Here is a 3,409-nt window from a genome sequence, read left to right on the forward strand (position 1 = left end):
TGCAGTTATTTTTATCAAATAATATAATACTTATTTATATTATATTTTTATTATAAATAATTACCCATTTTATACGACGAAGAGCCGCAATTTTTATGAACCTATTCCGGAATTGACGCTCTATGTTTACTATACCAGATACAAGATTAGCAAATCAAGTTTTGAGTTTCTGGATAAACCCGTTAATTTAATCATCTTTTAATATAATAAATCTAATATAAAATTTCACTGGGATATGGCTTTTCACTATCTTTTTTCAGAAAGAGTGTGAATTAGAAGAAGAGAGAACGTAAAAAAGGAGGATGTAAGAGAAGACATAGAAAAAGGGGGAGCATTATGGAAAAGGACTACGATATTATAATTCTCGGGACTGGGACTGCGGGCAGAACCTTTGCTGACAAAGTTGCAAACTCAGGATTAAAAATAGCTATTATTGACTCCGGAGAATATGGGGGAATCTCTCCTCCCAGAGGCTGTGATACTAAAAAGATGTTTACGGATCTAGCCGAGGTTACGGATCGAAGTAATCGGTTAATAGGGAAAGGTATGGGGATACAAAATCCTTTAAAAATTGACTGGCCTTCACTTATCGAGTTCAAGAGAACAGCTACGGAAGAATGTCCTGGAAGAATTGAGAACCATTTTATTGAGATGGGAATCGATGCATACCATGGAAAAGCTTATTTTGAAAATCAAAACACAGTAATTGTCGGAGAAGACAAACTTAAAGGAGAACATATTTTTCTTGCTACGGGTTCAAAGCCTAGAAAACTCAATTTTCCCGGTGAAGAATATGTTACCACAAGTGAAGAGTTTATGAACACCGAAAAGCTCCCTGAAAGAATTATTTTCATAGGAGGTGGTCATATCTCCCTGGAGTTCGCTCATGTTGCACGAAGGACTGGGGCAGAGGTCATAATTCTTCACAGAAGCGAAAGACTCCTGGGACATTCTGATGCTGACATGGTGAGTTTACTTGTAAAAACGACCGAAGCTGCAGGAATTAAGATTCTCATAAATAAACCGGTAGTTTCGATAGGAAGAGAAGATAATGGCTTTCTGGTGAGGACTGGACCTAAATCCTCAACCGAGTCAGAAACTCAGAACTTCCTTGCGGATATGATAATTCATGGAGCAGGACGTGTTCCGAATATAGAGGGTTTATATCTCGAAAAAGCCGGGATTAAGATTGAAAAGGGAGCTATTGCAGTCGATAATTACATGAGGACCTCAAACCCTCAAGTCTATGCAGGTGGAGACTGTGTATCAGAGGGTATGAAACTTAATTCTGTAGCAGCTCTTCAAGGAGAAGTTGCAGCAGCTAACATCCTTAACGAGAATAGTGTTGAGGTCGATTATACAGGTATTCCAAGTGCAGTTCATACAATTCCTGTCCTGGCTTCCGTAGGAACCAGTTATGTTAAAGATAACGATAAATATAAGGTAATATTTCGAGACAGAAGCAACTGGTACACAACCCGAAAAGAAGGAATGGAGTTTGCAGCTTCAAAGGTAATTATTGATGAAGCGAATGACCGTATAATTGGAGCTTATATTCTGGGTCCGAATGCTGGAGAAGCTATCAATATTTTCGCTGCAGTAATGAGGCTTGGACTCAAGGCGTCGGACGTAAAAAAACTGGTTTTTATCTATCCTACTACATGTTCGGATATTCCTTATATGCTATGACTGTTCCGGCAGAACCCAAAAGCAAGTACTCAAACAATCACGGTGCTACTCAGGATGTCATGGACGACTTAAATGATTTATCTGATAAAAAAATGCCAATGCTGCAGATGTGAGTACAGAATTTCACGGCGACAGAGCGAGCCATGAAGCTGAAGAGTAACGGAGACACCGGCATCATACAACACATCCAGGAAAACAAGGATAAAATCAAGAAGACGAACCACCGGTGAAACCAGGAACAGAATTACACTGAAAAATGACTAAAAGATATTTATTGAAAATGCGAGAAAATAAGGTACTTCGTAGGATGTTATAAATACATTAGAAAAATGAAATACATTAGAAAAATGAAATACATTAGAAAAATGAAATACATTAGAAAAATGAAATACATTAGAAAAATGAAATACATTAGAAAAATGAAATACATTAGAAAAATGAAATACATTAGAAAAATGAAATACATTAGAAAAATGGAATACATTAGAAAAATGGAATATATTAGAAAAAATGCCGGATCAACGTAATAAACAAACATAATTTCATAGGCAATTTCCTAATTTAATGGGAGATAGCAATCTTAAAGAAAAATGCAAGTGTTATAAAATCTTAACAGAAAATGCAAGTATTCAGATTTTGAACTTCCGCTGCATCTACCTTAAGATTAATCTCCCGTTGATACTTGATTTACTTTAAACAAACGAATTCATTTTTTATCTAGTTTAATTACGGTATCCTCTTCAAATTGAGTGGAAAGCTCTCAATTTCTGCTTATTGAGCTTTTTTCTCCGATTAATTGAGCCAGAGATGGCATCCCAAATGTACCGCCAACTCTATCACATATGTACTGATATGCACTTACACCCAGTTTCTTTGCTGTCTGAACAATCGTCATAAATGTGTCATTTGCTTTTGTTCCTTCCTCTGTTATGGTTTGAAGGCTCACATCTCTTTTTCTGACTTTTGCTCTCGCCGCTAGTTCCGCTGCATTGTTATGCAGCGGAACCTCTGGCAAGACCAGAACCTTTAACAGCTGTTCCTTGTTCTCTTTTGTCTTAGCGATTCTTTCATCCAGCTGTTCATATCCTGTTTTGGTAGAAAACAACTGATCAAACTTAACGGATAATTGCTCCGCTACCTCTGAATCTGGTTTTATTCCAAACTTAGAAAGCTCACCATAAAAGTTCCAGTAACTGTTCAGAAAAGCTTTCAGCTTTTCTTTATGATACGGAACTATTGGCCTTAATTTCTTGTAGTTTCTACCGTCATGAATCCAACAAAGAGCATGGTGATATGCAATTTGCCTGAACTGACGTGCATCATCACTTAAAAGTGTGGTAACCACAGGTATGTCTTTACTTTGATGATAGGCCGCAATTGCACAGGCTTCAAGGACTTTCTTCTTAGTAGTTTTATATCCATTAAGTGAGAAAACACAATCCAGTTTTCGACGCATTTCTTCGTCACTGAATATTTTGTTTTTAAAAGACGAGAGTTTTTCCATCCAACTTTGGGAAACATTAAACGTTTTCATCAGATTATATGCTTCATCAGTAAAGCAGTATGTTTTTTCTTTTCCACATAAAAGCACGTCTAAAACATTTTCTCTATTTTTATTGGGAACTGTAAAATAAGCAGTATAATAAGGATTACAAAGAATTTGAGTATAATAATTGACACCATTGACTCTTGCACCTGTATCATCAATCTGCTGATAAGG

General features: G+C 36.5%; 2 protein-coding genes. One reads left to right on the top strand and one right to left on the bottom strand.

The features are described from left to right. The first annotated feature begins 336 nt into the window (after nucleotides 1-336). A complete protein-coding gene (locus ASJ81_RS10070) occupies nucleotides 337-1,689 on the top strand; it encodes a dihydrolipoyl dehydrogenase family protein (RefSeq protein WP_095644347.1) in 1,353 nt (450 codons plus the stop codon). Between the two features lie 760 nt (nucleotides 1,690-2,449). Here ASJ81_RS10070 and ASJ81_RS10080 read toward each other — a convergent pair. Continuing rightward, nucleotides 2,450-3,409, bottom strand: a 960-nt coding sequence (locus tag ASJ81_RS10080; protein ID WP_095644349.1) for an IS66 family transposase, incomplete at its 5' end; no start/stop codon positions are given.

This window comes from Methanosarcina spelaei (assembly GCF_002287235.1).
In the GTDB taxonomy this organism is placed as follows: domain Archaea; phylum Halobacteriota; class Methanosarcinia; order Methanosarcinales; family Methanosarcinaceae; genus Methanosarcina; species Methanosarcina spelaei.

Bases quoted from the DNA above. Each gene is read 5' to 3' on its own strand.
- ASJ81_RS10070 (WP_095644347.1), top strand. From the start codon at position 337: ATGGAAAAGGACTACGATATTATAATTCTCGGGACTGGGACTGCGGGC.